This is a genomic window from Mycobacterium sp. OAS707 (genome assembly GCF_014873705.1).
GTDB lineage: Bacteria > Actinomycetota > Actinomycetes > Mycobacteriales > Mycobacteriaceae > Mycobacterium.
In genome coordinates, this window is sequence record NZ_JADBDS010000004.1 from 506500 (window position 1) to 524141 (window position 17642).

A 17642-nucleotide genomic window follows, 5' to 3' on the forward strand; every position below is an offset into this window, starting at 1 on the left:
GTTGTCACGACGGGATCACAGAATGGGGTTCGCGGCACCCGCCCCGCGAACCACAACCACTGCTATACCCGCAGCTCAACGGCGTTTAAGCGGCCGAGATCACCCGCCGAACATTTGTGAAGCCGACGGTCGATCACGGGATCGGTAATGGGCCGCCCCCGCCCTCGGACTCCTGCAGTCCGATGCACTGGCCGGTGTTGGCGCCGGTGCAGGGAATGCCGTCCACCTGCGGCAGGGCCGGGTTGCCCGGGATCGCCTCCGGCGCGGCTTGTTCGCCGCCCGTGACGCAGGCGCCGCTCGTCGGCTCCAGGATGGACCCAGCGGGGCATTCCGCGACCAGGCTCGGTGCAGTCAGGGCCGGCGCGACCGCAATGACCGCCGGAGCTGCCGCAATGGCGAGTGCAAACCCACCTATCGAAATTGCTCGCCGCGATGAACGTTTAAGAGTCATCGTCGCCCCCTTTCACGGAGTTATTAACGCAAGCGAAATTAACTGTAGACAGCACCTGAACTCGTTGCGGGCCGAATTGGCAGACCCAACCGGGAGTAAGCTGCTGATGCTGCTGACAGCAACAATTCGCACTGCCGCAGTAGGGGTGGGCCGCGATGAGCGAGACTTCCGATCCGCGCGAGCACGAGCTGACCGTCGAATTGCGCGACATCGTGCGCGAGTACACCGTGGGCGATCAATCGGTCCGGGCCCTCGACGGCATCAGCTTGCGCCTGTGCGGCGGGCAGTTCGTCTCCATCGTCGGGCCGTCTGGCGCGGGCAAGAGCACGCTGCTGCATTTGCTCGGCGCGCTCGACTCCCCCGATTCCGGGTCGATCACATTCGACGGCGAAGAGATCGGCCGTCTCAGCGACGCGCAGCAGTCCGAGTTCCGACACCACCGGGTCGGTTTCATCTTCCAGTTTTTCAACCTGCTGCCGACGCTGTCGGCGTGGGAGAACGTCGCAGTTCCCAAGCTCCTCGACGGCGTGCGACTGGGCAAAGTCAAGGTCGACGCGGTTCGACTGCTCGACAGAGTCGGGCTGGGCAACCGCACCCAACACCGACCGTCGGAGCTGTCCGGCGGTCAGATGCAACGCGTCGCGGTGGCGCGCGCACTGATGATGGACCCGCCGCTGATCCTGGCCGACGAACCGACCGGAAATCTCGATACCGCAACGGGCGCTTCGATCTTGGCGCTGCTCGCCGAAGTGGCTCACGAAGAGGGCCGTCGTCGCCTGGTGGTGATGGTGACTCACAATTCCGATGCCGCCGCCGCGACGGACCGCGTGATCACGCTGCAGGACGGTCGGCTCGGCTCCGACGAGATGTCGGTGGTCTCGGGGTGAGAACCGGTTCCGCGATCGCCGCCGCGGCCAGCCGCCTGCGCCTGTTCAGCCTGCGAGAGCTCGCTGTGCACCGGCGACGCACGATCGCATCGATAGCCGTAATGGCAGTCTCTGCAATGTATTTGGTGGCGGTGTTCGGCATCTTCGGATCGATCACCGGCTCGGTCAACCGGCTGGCCGACGGCATCGCTGGTATCGCCGCGCTCGAGGTCTCCGGCATCACCGACGCGGGCTTTCCCGAAACGATCACTGCCGACGTGGCCGCGGTGCCCGGAGTTGCCGTCGCGGCGCCGATGATCCGGATGTCCGCACCGACGGCAACGGGCCAGGTTCTGCTGTTCGGGGCCGACAAGAGCAGTGCGGAGTTAGGTGGTGTCCTGAAAGACGCTGTCTCACAACCGGTCCAACAGCTGTCGCAGACGCCGGATGGTGTGCAGGTCGGCCCGTCCGTCGGCCGCAAGAAGGGCGACAGGTTCCAGGTCGGCTCAGGCCAGGTCACGGTCACCGACGTGCTGACCGGCGAGCAACTCACCGACCTCAACGGTGGGCACTACGTGCTCGCCCCACTTGCGTTGGCGCAGAACGTCACGGGCAGGCAAGGTCAACTCGACTCGATCCTGATCACCACGAAGCCGGGCACCGACCCCGCAACGGTCCGTGCGGCCGTCACCAAAGCCGTCAACGGCCGCGCCATCGTCGCTCCCCCGAGCATGCGGGCCGCACGCGCAGGCGACGGTGTGAAGATGATGAACTACATGGCCCTGATGGGCGCCGTCGTCGCATTGATCGTCGGCGCGTTCCTCGTCTACACGACCATGACGATGGCGATCACCCAACGCAGGCCGGTCATCTCGATGCTGCGTGCGATCGGTGGCAGGCGCGCCACCATTGTCCGGGACATGCTCGCGGAGGCAGCCATTCTCGGCGCGATGGGCGGTGCCATCGGATCTGGTATCGGAATACTGCTGGGCCGCATCGCGATTGGCCGCCTGCCTCCGGCGATGACTCAGGGACTCGAGGCGCGCATCGAATACTGGCTGCCCGGCTACGCGATACCGATAGCCCTGGCGACAACGGTGATCACCAGCGTGCTGGCATCGGCGATGGCCGCGCGGCAGGTGTACAAGGTGTCGCCGATCGAGGCGCTGGCACCCGTCGGCGTCTCGGTGGCAGACCGCGTGCCCCGATGGTTACGCATCGCGATCGGCCTCGGCGCCGTCGCCGTGTTCGCCGTGTCGATCCTGACGGTCCTCGGTCGAACCGGCACCATCGCCGTCGTCGCGATGTCCGCGTTGTTCTGCGCCGAGATCGCCCTCGGCTTCGCGCTCGCCGGGCCCATCGTCAAGGCCAGCGCAGCCACCGCCCGGGTCTTCGGCTCGGCAGGCGCGCTGGCCGCTGCGACCATCGAGCGTTCGCCGCGCCGTGTCTGGGCCACCGTGATGACCGTGCTCATCGCCGTGGTCACCACCGTCGTCATCACTGGAACGAACTCGGACATGATCCGGTCGGCCCGCGGGATCTTCGAGCACGTCGCGGACGTCGACGTCTGGGTGAGCGCCGACTCGCCCGACAGGTTCGCCACCGATCCACTGCCGCAAGGCCTTTCGGAGAAAGTCGGCGCGGTTCCCGGCGTGCATAGGGTCACTCAGGGTGCGTTCGCGTTCGCCGACCTCGGCGGCACCCGCGTGATGCTCGACGGGTTCGCCGCAGGCACCGCCGATGCGCTCTACCACGCGCTCGACACCCGGGTCCGCGACGACGTCCTCGCAGGCCGCGGTGTGGTGCTCACCCAGAACCTCGGCAAGTCCCTGCACGTCAAGGCAGGCGACACAGTGCGGATGCAGACGCCACACGGACCGCAGCAGGTGACCGTGCTGGCGCTGGTGCCGTACTTCTCGACGGTCATCGGCACCGTCGGAATGAACCTCGATCAGCTGCGGGAGTGGTTCGACCGCCCGGCGTCGACCACGCTTCAGGTCACTGCCGCCGAAGGTGCAGACCCCAAGCGCGTCCTGCACGACGTACGCCGCGTCGTGCCCGCCCCGAACTACGTTTACGACGGAGCAGCGGCGCTGTCGGGCATCGAGGCGCCGATGCAGCAGAGCATGTTCATCGCCAACGCGGTGTGGATCATCGTCGTATTCGTCGCTGCCATTGCGCTTCTCAACACGTTGACGCTCTCGGTGCTCGAGCGGCGGCGCGAAATCGGTGTGCTGCGCGCGATGGGTTCCAGTCGCCGGTTCATCCTCGCGATGGTGCTCGCCGAGGCCGCAAGCATCGGCGTCGTCGGCGGGGTGTTGGGGCTGCTGTTCGGCCTGACGGATCAGTGGCTCTACAGCCTCGTCAGCGAGGACATCATGAACTTCACCGTCGACTTCCGGCCAAGCCCGATGGCCCTCGCGTTCACCGTCGGCGCGATCGCGATCAGCCTGCTCGGCGCGCTGCCGCCCGCGCGAAGGGCCGCGCGGCTCAACATCATCGAAGCTGTCAGCGTCGAATAACCGTCAGAACCCGGCGCGCACCAGCGCGGTGAACAGTTCGGCGAACGGATCCTCGACCGGAATCGCGACCGAGAAATTCAAGAACGGGCTCATGAACGTGTTCACGGTGTGCCCCGCGACCCCGGTGCTCGCTGCGCCGAACCCCAGGTTGTCTTCGGGGTCCGTCCCCGACGTCAACACGTTCGTGAAGAACGGCGTGCGCAGAACGAACGCCACGAAGTGGTTGTCGTCCGGGTCGGCGGCCGACGTCACGGAGAACAGCCCGAAGAAGCCGTGGGTCGACGTGATGAAGTCGGGGTCGACCGCGGACGTCGTGGCGGCCGGTTTGACTGGCTGCGCCGCGGGGGCGGGTTCGAATTCGCGACGCGCTGCGGCCAGCGCCGTGAGGGCCGCAACCGTCTTCAGCGGTGCCGACGGAGTCCTCGGCGCGGAGGCAGCGGCTGCCGACGTGACCACAGGCCGCGAGGTAGTGCCGCCCTTGCGCAGGTCACTGCCGGACTTCTTCGGAGTGACGGCGGCTTCGGCAGCGTGTTTCGGCGGGTGCCGACGCGGGTTCGGGGCGTCCTTCTTTCCCGACGGCGCATCGGAGGATTGCGCCGACTCGCCCGCCGAGCCCTTTCCGCTATCGCCCGGTGCGGCCGAAGCCACGGCAGGCGTATTCGCCGCCGCAAGCCCTATGCCCAGCGCAACCGCCAAGACCCAACCGATTCGCTTTGCGTTTTCCATGGGTGCTTTCCCTCCGCTCACCCGCGCGACCGCAGTACCTCTATACGGTTCACGGTGCACCCGCGCCAAGGGTTCAAACCTCGACGAGGGTGGCGAAGCCCAGCAGTTGTGGTGTGCACGGTGGCGGCACTGGCGTTCGTCGGATGGTGCGCAGTCCCCCCGTGTCGAATCCGGCCGCCGCAATGGCGTCGACGGTCCGGCGGTTCGGATGACAACCGGACGCCAGCCACGACCACGGCCTGGCGATCAGGTCCTGGAATCGGCCCATCGCGCCGTCGCCGCGGACATGCTCGAGGACGACCAGCCTGCCTCCGGGCACCAGCACGCGCCGGATTTCGCGAAGGCTGGCGTCCATATCGTCGACCGAGCACAACACCAATCCGACGTGAACGGACTCGAAACTGTTGTCCGGGAAGGGAATCGACTCCGCGATCCCGTCGACCACGTCGATGGCAATGCCTCGGCGGCCGGCAAGGGTCAAGGCCATCCGCCGGAACACCGCCTCGGGTTCGACGGCGGCCACCGACGTCACCGCTGGCGGAAGGAACAGCACGTCGGTGCCGGGCCCGATGCCGATCATCAGGAGTCGCCCGGTCGCGTTGCGCATCGCCTCTCTGCGGTACCGGTCGTAGAACAGTTTGCCGAACACCGGCATACCGAGTCGGTACACATACGGAAAAAGGGGATTGCGACGCGTTATGTTTCGCCCAGATCTAGTCGGAATGGCGGATATTCGTCCCGCATCAACGAAACATACACCGCAACCCGATAACGCCATCTGACGATTCCCATCAGGAGATCGAACATCCCCTGATGGGTTGCACCGGTGAACAACAACCACCCCGCATTGATCACGCAGAGCACTTGCAGAAACGGCTCCAACGCCCAGCAGAGCATGATCTGAGGGAAGCCAAGCAGCCACCATTTCACCAGCACAGCCCAATTCGACAACCGATCGGGATAGTCGACCTCGAGGTCACCGGGATAGTCCGGTCGCGGCGCCATCGTGAACGGCGGGTACTTGTCGGTGGTGTTCATCGGGAATCGGTAATTCATCACTCGCCACGACCAGCGCAGTACCCCGACATTGAATTCGAAGATCGGCCGCGGATACCGTCCGGTGAACAAGATCGCCACGCCCGCAACGAAAGTCGTCAACGGATACACCAGATACAGCCCGATCAAGATCGGGTAGTGCGGTGCCGCCAGCACACACCACTTAACCAGCCACAGCCAGCGGGACGGGGCGTCGATGGCGCCCCGCACGCGCACCGGCTCGGTTGTCGTGACAGTCATGAGCTGGTCGCCGCCGAGAGGGCGCGGCTGACCTCAGCGGCGATCCGGCGGTGGCTCACCGCACTGAAGAAAGTCGTAAGCGCCCACGTCATATACCGGTCAGGGATCACCGCGGCGGGCCGCAGGACGGGTTCACCGTGCGACACCTGCAGCGAGGTCACCCGCGACACCGCCGCCACACTTCGGCGCCGAGTCTTTTCGTACCAGCGCAACGCTTTCGCCAAGTCGCCGTCCCGCCGATCCGCGATTGCCTTACACAGCACCATCGTGTCGAGCAGCGCCTGGTTGGTTCCCTGGGCGAGGGTTGGCGGCATCGTGTGGGCGGCGTCGCCGAGCAGCGTCATCGGCCCGCGCCCCGGCGGTGGTATCGGATGCCGAAAATGCGGATACGGCGAATCGGCGAGATCGTCGTCGGTCAGCGTGACCAGTAGCGAGTCGACGGCCTCGCACCACCCGGTGAAATGCTCACGGATCACGTCAATCGGTTGTTGCGGCCGAACGAAGCCGTAGGACCACGGCAAGTCGAACCACCACTGCACCTCGGAGCCGCCTGCCGGCCACAGCCCCAGGTTTCCGCGCTCACCGATGACCAACAGTGCGACGCGCTTATCGGCGATACCGCGATGTGTGGCCAGCCCCTGCCAACTGCACCACCCGGTCGGCTCGGCGTCGCCGGCGCCGAGAATGTCGCGCACCTTCGAATGCAGTCCGTCGGCGCCGACCAACAGGTCGCCCTCGGCTGCGGCGCCGTCCTCGAACTCGACCCGCACACCGCCGTCACCACCGGCCACGTTCGCGGCCCGGCAGCCGTAGCGGATGCGATCGGTCGGGAAACGCTCGAGCAGCCGCTCGAGGACGACGCGCCGCGGAACCATCCGCACCGGTGCGCCCAATCGGTCGGTCATTGCGGTCAGGTCCATCGTGACGAGGGGGCGACCCGTAGAGGTCACCACGCGCACGGCCGAAAGCTCCTGGCCTGCGCCACCCATGTCGACGCCGAGCTGCTCGAGGACCGTCGCGCCGTTGGACCAGATGGTGACGGCGCCGCCGCCCGGCTGAGCCTCGGGTCGCTGTTCGAAGACCGTTACGTCGTGTCCGTCGCGCAGCAATCCCCTGGCGACGGAGATGCCACCCACACCCGCGCCGACGACGAGGACCCGTAGCCTCCGCCCCACGCAAACAGGCTACGACGAAGACTCTGGCAACATAGCCGTCTGATGAGACTGAGGCCGGCCGCGCTCGACCCCCTGATCGTCGGGGTGCTTGGCGCCGCAGTCAGCCTTGGCGGCGCCGCGCGCCCGTCCTTCTGGTACGACGAGGCCGCCACCATTTCGGCCGCATACAGCCGATCGCTGCCGCAGCTGTGGCAGATGTTGGGCAATGTCGACGCCGTTCACGGCCTGTACTACCTGCTGATGCACGCCTGGTTTCACGTCTTCCCGCCGACGGAGTTCTGGTCTCGGGCGCCAAGCGGCCTTGCGGTTGGAGTCGCGGCGGCCGGCACAGTTGTGTTGGGCGGGCAGTTTTCGTCGAGAACCGTCGCGGTGAGCTCCGGGGTGCTGTGCGCGATACTGCCGCGAGCGACGTGGGCGGGCATCGAGGCTCGACCGTACGCGCTTTCGATGATGGCAGCCGTCTGGCTCACCGTGCTGCTCATCTATGCGTCGCGCCGGAACAATCCTTGGCTCTGGCTGTCGTATGCGGTCGCAGCGGCGGGTTCGGTTTTGCTCGACGTTTATCTGGCGCTGATGTTGTTGGCGCACAGCGTCTTTCTGCTCACGTTCCGGCGCTCGCTACCTGTGCTTGTCAGATTCGCCGTCGCGTCGGTGGCGGCGTGTGGCGCCGTGACGCCGTTCGTTCTCGAGGCCATGGGTCAGGTGCACCAGATCGTCTGGATCGCGCCGGTCGGCCACCGCACCATCGAAGACGTTGCGATCCAACAGTATTTCGAGAGAAGCCCGCCGTTCACGATCGTCTCGGCATTGGTGGCGGCGGCGGCCGTCGTGGTGTGGCTCTGCACATCGAAGCGCCCGGCTGCAGAAGAGCGGCAACTGCTTACGCTGGCCATCGCGTGGCTGGTGATACCGACCGCGGCGATACTGCTCTGGTCGGCGTTCGTGGTGCCGATCTACACGCCCCGCTACCTGTGCTTCACCGCGCCGGCGGTCGCACTGGCGCTGGGCGTCTGCATCGGCGCCCTTTCGTTAAGGCCGTGGGTGGCGGCCGCCGTGCTCGGTGTATTCGCTATCGCCGCAGCACCGAATTATCTTCTGGTGCAACGCGGTCCGTATGCAAAGTACGGGATGGACTACAGCCAGGTGGCCGATCTGATCACCGCGAAAGCCACGCCCGGTGATTGTCTGCTGGTCAACGACACCGTGACCTTCATGCCCGCTCCGATGCGCCCGTTGCTGGCTGCACGTCCTGACGCCTACCGGCCGCTGGCCGACCTCAGCCTGTGGCAGCGCGCCACGGACCGCAACGATGTCTTCGACACCAACCTCATTCCGGAGGCAACCGCAGGGCCGTTGAGCGATTGCCACGTCGTCTGGATCATCACCCAGTCCGACACACCCGGCCATCGCTTCGAAGACACTGCGGCATATGCGGTTCCCAACGGCCAGGGCTTCCGGTTCCTCGACCGGTGGTCGTTCAACCTGGTTCAGGTCATCAAGGCAGCGAAATAGGCGCTACCAGACCCTGATCCAGTCGATGAGCATCGAGGACGGGAAGGTGCCGCCTGCAGGATCGCCTGCACCCACGCCACCGACCGCGAGCGTGAACATCGGTGATAGCCAGTAGCCGGGGTTGTTGAACGGCCACCGCAAGTCAGTCACGTTGCCGTGCACCGGAATCGGCTTCGGTGGGACGGTGAAGTACGGCTTGGCGCCGTCGACGTAATCGCGCCAGAACTTGAACCCGTCGAGGTCCCAGCGCATCCGCCAGGTGTGCCACGCGCCGTCGACCATGCCGGGGATCGACTTGCCCTCCCAGGTCTTCCCGTTGGAAGCGGCGTGCACGGTGGTTCCGGGAGCCCATTCCCCGTTGCCGTACCACTCGAACATGTCGACCTCGCCGTCGGGCAGCGGATCCTCGTTCACCGCCCAATACGCCGGCCAGAGGCCGGGGAAGAGGCAGTCGAGTTTGATGCGCGCCTCCCACGTGTGGCCGATCGGCACTCGCCAATTGCCGCGCAGCTTGCCGGTGTAGTACTGGCCGTCGAAGTCATGGGTGGCCATCAGGACGAGGTTGGAGTTGCCGTCGAGGAACACGTTTCGGCGATCGTCGCGGTAGATCCCGTCGACCGGCGGGAACACGTCGTCCTGCCAGGTCTGCACCGTCCAGTTCGCCGGATTGGGTCCCGCACCCATCGGGCCGTCGAAGTCATCGGAGAACAGGTAGGAACCGGTGTCACCGCTTGGCGGCGCAGCTCCGACCTTCGGTAGCGGGATAGCGGCGGCCAGCGCACCGAGCCCGGCCATCAACATCATGTTTCGACGATCCATCTGAGGCACGAGGTGAACCCTAAAGGTTGATCAAGTGACCGTGCGCGATTTGTCGGCGGTTTTTGTGAATTTGATTAGAGCGGTAGTGTCGGAACCGATTTATCTCCGATCGGGGAGCGACCAGGTGGACCTCGTACTCGGCCTCGCGATGACGTCGGCAGACGTGCGGTGGGTGCTGGTAGCGGGCCCGACGGGCGAGGGCGCCACCATCTGTCGCGACGCCGTCGATTTCGACACGCTGGACGACATCGTCGCCGCGGTGGGGGATCACACTCTGCACGCCATTGGTGTCACCTGGGCAAACGAGGCCGAAGCAGCGGCGTCCACCCTGCTCGACGCGCTCGCGGACCGGGGTTTGTACAACGTCATCACGGTCTGTCAGGAGGAGGCCGCCGACTCGCTCGCCGCCGGCATCGCAGATCGCGGCGGCTATGGCGACGTCGCGGTGTGCATCGTCGAACCCGACGAGGCGCTGGTGGCCCTGGTCGACGCCGAAGGGGTGCGGACCGAGTGGGTCGCGGCGGACGCCGACGCGATGCTCGCCGAACTGGATTCCGCCGACAGCCATCCCGAAGCGATCTTCGTGCTGGGTTCGGCGGACGACCTCGACTCGATCGCCGCCGCTTTCCACGGTGCCGCGGTTCCGGTCATCACGGCCGAGCAGGCCGATCTGGCACTGGCCAGAGGCGCCGCATTGGCGGCTGCGCGGGCGGTCAACGCACTCGATGCGCCGCCCACCCGCTGGCGCAGGCCGTCGAGGATCGCCGCGCTGACATCGGTCGCGGCCGCGGCGGTGGTGGCCTTCGTCGTTTCATTGTCCGCCGCACTGAGCATCGGCCTGATACCAGACAGGGATTCGACTGAGCCGCAACGCGATACCGCGGCCACCACCGATCAGCCGGCACAGTCGCCACCTGTCACTTCGGTCGCACAGGCTGCGCCGCAACCCGTTCCGGTCGCGCCACCACCACCGCCACCTGCCGCCGTCACGCCACCACCGGCCCAGACGATCGTCGAGGCCGCGGCGCCCGTACCGGACGCGATTCCGATGATCGAGCCGCCGGACGCTCCGGCACCAGCGCCTCCCCCGGCCTACGTACCGCCCCCTGCGCCGGCATATGTTCCACCGCCGCCGCAACCGCGGCTGCGCGACCGGATCATCGAACGCATCCCGATCATCAACCGATTCCACGAGCCGCAGTACCCGAACGGGAACTAGCGTCGCGAATTGTCGCGCCAGATAAAGCTGTTCACGTACTTGCCCATATCCAACGCCAGCTGCATGTTCACCCCGGACGGGTGGCCGCTGCCGAAGTCGGGGCTGAATTCGTGGTATGGACCGATCGCCGCTGCCACCAACGCGTAGTTGTTCTTGATGGCCACCATCACCACCAACCGCAGCCGCGTGAAGGTGCCGGACGTATCTTGCGGGTACTCGTCTTTGACCACACCGTAACCAGGGTGATAGCCGACCATCGCGTTGGGAATCTCGTAATCCGTTGTGGCATCAGGATATTTCTCGTCGACCAGCTTCTCGGCGAGCTGCTTCGATGTTTTGCCCTCCGCCGGCACGCCGAAGAACTGCATGGTGCCGGTGTCACCGGCCTTGAAGTCGACGTTCACGCCGTCGGGCTCCAACGCCACCTCGTATGCCGTTCCAGCGCGCGGATATTGGACGGAAAACTTGCCGTCGCTGGACATGAACCACGGATTCGTCTCGACTGGCTTGCCGATGGGGGGCTGCCCGCAATCGGGCGGACAAACGAAGCGCGGAACGCTCGGTGTCGTCAGCACCGACATGGTCACCGCCGCGGCGGTCACCACGACCGCCCCAGCACCGAGTGCCGTCAGCAGCCGGGTGTGTGTGGTGTGAGGCGCGGGCGCCGTCTGATAGGAGTCTGCAGGCGCCGCATACCCGGGCCGCGCCACGGCAGCCCCGACCGGCGCGCGCCGCGCGGCGCGCGCCGTTCGCGACGCAGCGCGGGTTGCGACCCCGCAGTTCGGGCAGAAAGCCGTATTCGGCACCACATGGTCGCAGTGCGGGCACAGCACATACCGGTTCGGGTCGCTGTCATCCTGCGCCTCGTGTAGCAACATGGCCTGCTGCCCAATTCGCAAGGCCAGCAAGGCAATCACCGTCACCGCCAGGTGCAGCCCGACGTGTAGGCCCTGGAAGAACGGCAGCGACTCGGCCAGTCCCAGTACGGCGTAGAGAACAAGTGCGACGACGATGCTCGTCGCGAGCAGAATGCTCGCAGGCCCTCGGCTGACGTCGGCGGGCCGGGTGAACCACAGCGCCGCGCCGACCAAACCGCCGATCGCGGCCGCGGTCAATGGCAGTGCGACACCCTGGATCGCGGCTTGAACCAGAAGATCACTGACCGGTCGGCCGGCATCGGCACGCGGGCCGGTGGCGAATTGGGGAGCCATCCGGGCCAGCGTCGCGGCCGCGGTGAAACCGATGGCGCCCAGCGCGCCGAACACGAACCCGTCCAACGACTCTCGGGTTGACGGTCTGAGCAGTCGAAGCACAATGGCCGGGGTGATCGTGAGGATGGCGGCAATGACCGCGACGGCAACTCCCGTGAGCACCGTCGCGGTGTCGGTCTCGACGTCCCCGAGCGCAGCGTCGTATGTTTGCGCGACGACCCCACCGCTCAACAGAGCCCATCCCACCCCGAGACCGATACCGAGCATCGCGGTCAGGATCAACGAACCGATCGGCAGATCGTCGTCGATATCGGTCTCGTGCAGGTACAGGCCGAACAAGAGCGGAAGTCCGACCGCGCAAACCGCGGTGAGCGGCGCCTGCCAGCGCAGCAGTGCGAACACGACCAACAGGAGAAACAACAGCGCCATCCCCGCCCGGAACGCGGCACGCGAGCGGTGCGGCAGATGGGGGAACAAGGTACTCGCGATCGACAAGCGCAGTACGTGTTCTCCGGCCGCCGCGGCAGACGCACCCATGCGCAGTCGGCCTCGGCCGTCGCCGCGCTGGGCCAACAAATGCGCGCCGCATGTGCCGCAATACGCGGCGGCTGGCACATCCATGTCGCAAACGGCGCAGTGCATCATCGCGGGGCACTGCCCCTCTGGATGTCCAACAGGTCACGGACGAGGTAGTCGACGTTGGGACTTCCGAGGCCAGTCACCACGTCGTAGCCCGGCTGCGAGGTATCAACGGCGTTGCCACCAAAGCCGATGTCGCGGAACGCGGGCCGATTCGCCCCTGCCGCAACGCGATACAGCAGTGGGTTGATGTTGCCCAGCTGCTTTCCGCCATGCGCAAGCAGGTACTGATTCATCAGCACCGTGAGCGCGGCCCAGATCGGCGCCGCCTGCGATGTCCCCGCGCCAACCGCGTCCTGCCCGTTGAACACGATCCTCACTCCGGTGAAAGGGTCGGCGACAGCCGCGACATCCGGGGCCAACCGCCGGTGCCTGACGTCGCGTTCGATCGACAGGCTGCCCTGCCACGAGGGGCGGTCGAACAACGCCGACACTCCTCCGCTGGTGCCCTGCGACAACGGTGAGTCGATCCAGGCGCGTTCACTCATCCAGCCGCCGTTCTCGTCTGTCGACAAGGTGGTGCCGCCAACCGACGTCATCGTCGGGAGCGACGAAACCGCGTCCAGCCCAATGTCATCCGGTCCGGGAGGTGCCGACCACTCGTCGCCACCCTTGCATTCCAGGCCCGCCGTGTCGCCGCTCGCGTCGAACGCAGAGGTGCCGCGCTTCTGCGCGGCCGCAAGGGCCGCCTCGATGGGAGCCAGGTCGGCGGCCCTGACCAACGCGTCGCAGCCCCACCCGATCGAGAGGCTCCACACCGCGCCCGGAAACTGCCTGTCCACCGATTCGAACAGCTGCCCGATCTTCTCGTAGGCGCCGTCTCCTTCGACGGTGGGTCTGGCGTTGACGACGACCTTCTGTGCCTCGGGCGCAATCGCATGTGCGACTTCGAGATCCATCACGGTCTCGGCGCCGGACGGGCCCGGCTGACCACCGACCACAACCGGTGTGAAGCGTGGCAATCCCGACGAGTCGGCGAACGCGTCGAGGTCACCCTGGTCGTATCCGCTGAATTCGAAGAACACGATGGTCGCGCCCTTGCCGGTGAAGCCGGCGGCGGCCAGCGGGCCCGCGTTGTACGCCTCCAGTAGCGCCTTCGGGTTGAGCCCGCCATCGGGTACGTCCAGCGGCAGCAATCCCGGCCTTGCCTCATGGTGCGGGGTGTAGCCCAGGATTCGGCCCAGCGCCGTGACGGCATCGCGGACCGGCGCCGGGACCGCCGGCTGTTGCGGCGACGCGTAGAACACCTGCCCCTTGCGGCCCCGGTAATCCTTCACCGGCACGTCGAACGCCGCTGCCACGTCTTGCGCGGCACCCTCGACGACGGCCCACGCGTCCCCCGGTCGCCACCGCACCGACATCCGGTGTGTGCCCGCCCATTGGATCAGCGTCTGCGGGCGTGCCGAGTCGGGCAGCGACGCCGTGAGCTGCACGCCGCCGTTCCGGGACGGGCCGAGATCCATTGAGCCGGCCAGTAATAACGCCAGCGGACCACCGATGACGTTGCGGTCGGCCGGCATCGACTCGGCACGTGCCCCCGCGGCGAGCAGGAGCGCACCCACCGCGAGGATGGCCAGCAGCCGGTGGTGCACCCGAATCTGCGGGTTACGGAACGCCGTTGATACCGGGGTGCTGGCCTGGCGGAACATTGGGCGCCGGGGTCGCCTGAACGGGCGGCGTGAAGAGGTTCCCGCCGGTTGGGTTGATGCTCTTCTCCGTCGGCGCTGCAGCCGGGGACGTGGTCGTCGTCGTCGTGGTCGTCGTCGTGGTTTCGGGTGCTTTTTCTTCCTTGGCACATGCGGCGGTCATCGCGCCCATCGCGATGATCGCGGAGACGCCAGCAACGGCCGCGACGCGACGACCCAAGAGATGTGAATCCATTGTGCAGTCCTATCTATGTCGTAGCTGGCGCTAGTTGTTGCGGTGAACGCCGGGAGGCGCTGTCGGTGCCGGAGGCGCGTAGACCGGCGGCGTGAACAGGTTGCCTCCTGTCGGGTTGATGCTCTTCTCCGAGGGTGCCGCGGGCGGCGGCGCCGCGGAGGTAGTGGTCGACGTGGTGGTGGTGGTCGTTGTAGTCGACGTCTCGGGCGCTTTCTGCTCTTCCTTTGCGCACGATGCCGTTACGCCGACCATCACGACGATCGCCGCACCTCCGGCAACAGCCGCAACACGACGAACCAGGCGTAATGACTCCATGTTGGTTCCTATCTATTGGCCTCGCGACTAGCTGACTTTTCGACCAACGGTAACCACGAGGAATCGCTGTAGCCCAGCCGCGATCATGACACAGTTAACTTCGCTCTGGCTGAAATCGCGGAAAATTGACGTCACTCGTCATTCGTTCCTCCCGCAAACACGGGACAGACCGAACACAAGAAATGTGCGAAAACGGTCGAGTTGCCGTCCGGAAATTTTCCTTCAAGATGGCAACTCAGCCGAACGAAAAGGCGTACTGCTTTAGGGGAGTCAACCCACAAGCCAGCCAGAGGGAGCGAGATGAACACACTGCGCAAAGCTCTAGCCATCGTCTGCATCACCCCACTCGCAGCCTTTGGCGTCGCGGCGTGCGGCGGTAACAAAGGCGGCGGCGGTGGGGGCGGTGGCGGCGGCGGCGATATCAACGTTGCGCTGACGTCTTTCCCCGACTACGTCGACCCGCAACTCTCCTACACGGTCGAGGGTTGGGAGGTGCTCTGGAACGTCTACACCCCGCTGCTGACGTACAAGCATGCCAAGGGCAAGGACGGCACCCAGGTGGTGCCCGCGCTGGCCGAGAAGATGCCCGACATCTCGCCCGACGGCAAGACCTACAAACTCAAGCTGCGGCCGAACATGAAGTACTCGGACGGAACACCCATCAAGGCATCCGATTTCACGTACGGCATTCAGCGGCTGTTCAAAGCCGACTCCGGCGGCTCGGTGTTCTACAAGGTCATCGTCGGCGCCGCGGACTACGCGGACGGCAAGGCGAACACGATCACCGGCATCAAGACCGACGACAACACCGGTGACATCACCATTGAGCTGACCGAGCCGAACGGCACATTCGAAAATGTGCTCGGGTTGATGTTCGCCGCGCCGGTGCCGCAGACCACCCCGCTGGACAAGGACGCCACCAACACCCCGCCGCCCTCCAGCGGCCCGTTCATGATCAGCAAGGTGGAGGCGCCCCGCACCATGACATTGGAGCGCAACCCGAACTTCAAGACGGTCAAGGACGCCGGCGCCACCGATGTAGCCGACGCCAACGTCGACAAAATCACCATCACGGAGAACAAGAACAACAGCGCCCAGGTCACCGACATCGAGCAGAACAAGGTCGACTTCATGGTTGACCCGCCTGCGTCGGACCGGCTGCAAGAGGTGAAGACCCGCTACGGCAATCGGTTCCGCATGGAGGACTCGATCAACACCTACTACTTCTTCATGAACAACCAGAAGCCGCCGTTCAACGATCTCAAGGTGCGCCAGGCGATCAACTATGCGGTCGATCCCGAGGCGCTGAACCGGATCTTCGGCGGCCGGATGCATCCCACCCAGCAGATCCTGCCGCCGGGTATGCCGGGCTACTCCGAGTACAAGCTCTACCCCGGCCCCGACATGAACAAGGCCAAACAGCTGATCGCAGAAGCGAATCCAGCGGATCGCGACATCACCGTGTGGACCGACGACGAACCCGACCGCAAGCGGATCGGCGAGTATTACCACGACTTGCTCACCCAACTCGGCTTCAATGCGACGCTCAAGGTGATCGCGGGCGACGTCTACTGGACAACGATCGGCAACCAGTCGACGCCCGACGTGGATACCGGATTCGCAGACTGGTTCCAGGACTTCCCGCACCCGGACGACTTCTTCCGTCCGTTACTGAACGGCAAGAACATCCTGCCGACCAACGGCAACAACTATTCGCGCGTCGACATCCCCGCCAACAACGCCAAACAGGACGAGTTGCTGACGAAGCTGATCGGCGACGGCGGCGTCGAAGAGCAGTACGCGGCCCTTGACAAGGCATACATGGAGCAAGCGGTGTGGGCACCGTACGGGAACGAGCAGTACACGACGTTCCTGTCCGAGCGCATGGACTTCGACACGTCCTATCACCATCTGCTGTTCAATCAGGACTACACGTCGTTCAAGATCAAGTAGCGGCGCGATGGTCGCCACCGTCGGCGAAATGGAGGCCCCAGGAGAGCCGCCACTTCCCGCTGGAGTACCCAAATCGCAGATCCAGGGCCGCAGTCCGTGGTATCTGGCATGGCTTCGGTTGCGTCGCAACAAGGTCGCGCTGTTCTGCGCCGGCGTGTTCGTGCTCATCGTGCTGTTCTGCCTCGCGGCGCCGCTGTGGGCTGAACACGTCGCACACACCGGGCCGAACGAGAACCACATCACCGAGAAGGTGCTTATCGACGGGCAACCGACGAATGTGGTTGGGCCCGACGGCACCCCGATCGGGCCCGGGCTGCACGGCCAGTACCTGCTCGGCGCGGACCAAAACGGTCGCGACGTGATGGTGCGGCTGATGTACGGCGGACGCACGTCGATCTACATCGGCCTTGCCGCCGCCGCGGTGACGACGGTGCTGTCCGTCATCGTTGCCCTGCTTGCCGGTTACTACCGCGGCTGGATCGACTCCGTGCTGTCGCGGATCATGGATGTGATCTGGGCTTTCCCAGTGCTGCTGCTGGGCATCGCGCTGGGTACCGCGCTGGCCGTCGGCGGTCTCAAGATCGGACCCCTCGCGATCGCGGGTGACTCGATCTGGATTCCGATCATGATCATCGGCTTCGTGTACGTGCCCTATATGGCGCGGCCGATCAGGGGCGAAATCCTGGCGCTGCGGGAAAAGGAGTTCATCGAAGCCGCCGTCGCGCAGGGCAAGGGGCCGTTGCGGATCATGTTCTCCGAGCTGTTGCCCAACATCATCTCCACGATCATCGTGTTCTTCACGCTGAACATCGCCAACAACATGCTGCTCGAGTCGGCGCTGTCGTTCCTCGGCGCAGGTGTGCGCCCGCCAAACGCATCGTGGGGCACGATGATCGCCGACGGTTACGAAATGATTTACACAGCACCACATCTGACAATCGTTCCGGGTCTGATGATCATCGCAACGGTGCTGTCCTTGAATGTGTTCGGCGACGGGTTGCGTGACGCGCTCGATCCCCGCGCGAAGATCCGGCTGGAGCACTGATCCCGTGGCGAA

The 17642-nt window shown here is 65.6% G+C and carries 16 protein-coding genes; 6 read left to right on the forward strand and 10 right to left on the reverse strand.

Translation table 11 applies throughout. The features are described from left to right. Positions 1–133: 133 nt before the first annotated feature. On the reverse strand, positions 134–451 hold the full coding sequence (locus tag GGC64_RS27545) for an intersectin-EH binding protein Ibp1 (protein WP_192725747.1): 318 nt from the start codon (positions 449–451) through the stop codon (positions 134–136). Between the two features lie 155 nt (positions 452–606). On the opposite strand from GGC64_RS27545, the gene GGC64_RS27550 reads away from it, so the two are divergent. Beyond that, entirely contained in the window at positions 607–1338 is a 732-nt protein-coding gene (locus GGC64_RS27550; RefSeq protein WP_370582364.1) for an ABC transporter ATP-binding protein, read from the forward strand. Continuing rightward, positions 1335–3839, forward strand: a complete 2505-nt coding sequence (locus tag GGC64_RS27555) for an FtsX-like permease family protein (RefSeq protein WP_192725748.1) — start codon at positions 1335–1337, stop codon at positions 3837–3839. Before GGC64_RS27550 ends, GGC64_RS27555 begins: the two co-directional genes overlap by 4 nt. 3 nt (positions 3840–3842) lie before the next feature. Here GGC64_RS27555 and GGC64_RS27560 read toward each other — a convergent pair whose 3' ends face one another. From GGC64_RS27560 to GGC64_RS27575, 4 genes are all read right to left on the reverse strand, one after another. Further along, entirely contained in the window at positions 3843–4565 is a 723-nt protein-coding gene (locus tag GGC64_RS27560) for a hypothetical protein (RefSeq protein ID WP_192725749.1), read from the reverse strand. Between the two features lie 73 nt (positions 4566–4638). Further along, positions 4639–5265 (reverse strand): class I SAM-dependent methyltransferase, encoded by a 627-nt coding sequence (locus tag GGC64_RS27565; RefSeq protein WP_192725960.1) that lies wholly within the window; start codon positions 5263–5265, stop codon positions 4639–4641. Then, positions 5262–5831 (reverse strand): DUF4389 domain-containing protein, encoded by a 570-nt coding sequence (locus GGC64_RS27570; protein ID WP_192725961.1) that lies wholly within the window; start codon positions 5829–5831, stop codon positions 5262–5264. Before GGC64_RS27570 ends, GGC64_RS27565 begins: the two co-directional genes overlap by 4 nt. Before the next feature lie 26 nt (positions 5832–5857). Next, positions 5858–7036, reverse strand: coding sequence for an NAD(P)/FAD-dependent oxidoreductase (locus GGC64_RS27575; RefSeq protein ID WP_192725750.1), 1179 nt, complete (start codon positions 7034–7036; stop codon positions 5858–5860). A 42-nt stretch (positions 7037–7078) separates the two neighbouring features. Here GGC64_RS27575 and GGC64_RS27580 point away from each other — a divergent pair, with 42 nt between their 5' ends. Beyond that, positions 7079–8548, forward strand: a complete 1470-nt coding sequence (locus GGC64_RS27580) for a glycosyltransferase family 39 protein (RefSeq protein ID WP_192725751.1) — start codon at positions 7079–7081, stop codon at positions 8546–8548. A 3-nt stretch (positions 8549–8551) separates the two neighbouring features. Here the strand turns inward: GGC64_RS27580 and GGC64_RS27585 are convergent, their stop codons facing one another. Then, on the reverse strand, positions 8552–9367 hold the full coding sequence (locus GGC64_RS27585) for a family 16 glycosylhydrolase (RefSeq protein WP_192725962.1): 816 nt from the start codon (positions 9365–9367) through the stop codon (positions 8552–8554). A 124-nt stretch (positions 9368–9491) separates the two neighbouring features. Between GGC64_RS27585 and GGC64_RS27590 the strand changes: the two genes are divergently transcribed. Then, on the forward strand, positions 9492–10586 hold the full coding sequence (locus GGC64_RS27590) for a hypothetical protein (RefSeq protein ID WP_192725752.1): 1095 nt from the start codon (positions 9492–9494) through the stop codon (positions 10584–10586). On the opposite strand, the gene GGC64_RS27595 is transcribed toward GGC64_RS27590, so the two are convergent. From GGC64_RS27595 to GGC64_RS27610, 4 genes are read right to left on the reverse strand one after another with little or no spacing between them, the layout of a single operon-like run. Next, the gene (locus GGC64_RS27595) at positions 10583–12418 is read right to left on the reverse strand and encodes a zinc ribbon domain-containing protein (RefSeq protein WP_225952484.1); all 1836 of its coding nucleotides are present in this window, start codon (positions 12416–12418) and stop codon (positions 10583–10585) included. The two genes, GGC64_RS27590 and GGC64_RS27595, sit on opposite strands and share 4 nt — an antisense overlap. 20 nt (positions 12419–12438) lie before the next feature. Beyond that, positions 12439–14085, reverse strand: a complete 1647-nt coding sequence (locus tag GGC64_RS27600; RefSeq protein WP_192725753.1) for a S53 family peptidase — start codon at positions 14083–14085, stop codon at positions 12439–12441. Then, entirely contained in the window at positions 14042–14317 is a 276-nt protein-coding gene (locus GGC64_RS27605) for a hypothetical protein (protein WP_192725754.1), read from the reverse strand. Before GGC64_RS27605 ends, GGC64_RS27600 begins: the two co-directional genes overlap by 44 nt. A 30-nt stretch (positions 14318–14347) precedes the next feature. Beyond that, on the reverse strand, positions 14348–14632 hold the full coding sequence (locus GGC64_RS27610; RefSeq protein WP_192725755.1) for a hypothetical protein: 285 nt from the start codon (positions 14630–14632) through the stop codon (positions 14348–14350). A 300-nt stretch (positions 14633–14932) separates the two neighbouring features. On the opposite strand from GGC64_RS27610, the gene GGC64_RS27615 reads away from it, so the two are divergent. Further along, positions 14933–16585: an ABC transporter substrate-binding protein gene (locus GGC64_RS27615; RefSeq protein WP_192725756.1), complete on the forward strand. Its 1653-nt coding sequence runs from the start codon at positions 14933–14935 to the stop codon at positions 16583–16585. A gap of 7 nt (positions 16586–16592) precedes the next feature. Beyond that, positions 16593–17630, forward strand: a complete 1038-nt coding sequence (locus GGC64_RS27620) for an ABC transporter permease (RefSeq protein WP_192725757.1) — start codon at positions 16593–16595, stop codon at positions 17628–17630. Positions 17631–17642 lie beyond the last annotated feature (12 nt).